We start from the raw sequence: 324 nt of genomic DNA, 5'->3' as shown, positions 1-324 counted from the left end.
GGCGGTACACCAAATGATCCAACGGATGATACTATAGATTACACACCAAATGCCGACTATAACGGTCCAGACCAAATCACCTATGAGATATGTGATGCCGATGGCGATTGTACCACAGCCGTAGTAGATATAACAGTAGATCCAGTAAACGACACACCAACCGCGGTAGATGATACCGCCAGTGTAGATGAAGATGAGACGGTTAATATCGATGTATTAGACGATGACGATTTTGGTGGTGATGGCCCAAGTACTGGTACCATTACCATTACAACGCCACCAACTAATGGAACAGCGACAGTAAACGATGGCGGTACACCAAAT

The 324-nt window shown here is 45.4% G+C and carries 1 protein-coding gene; it reads left to right on the top strand.

The window, feature by feature from the left end; translation table 11 throughout:
• A partial coding sequence (locus EYD45_RS16835) for an Ig-like domain-containing protein (RefSeq protein WP_165453962.1) occupies positions 1 to 324 on the top strand: 324 nt, incomplete at both ends.

The sequence above is a fragment of the Hyunsoonleella flava genome (assembly GCF_004310325.1).
GTDB classification, from domain to species: Bacteria; Bacteroidota; Bacteroidia; order Flavobacteriales; family Flavobacteriaceae; genus Jejuia; species Jejuia flava.
Note: the sequence above shows the minus strand (reverse complement) of the source record. Positions and strands in the feature narration are given on the sequence as shown.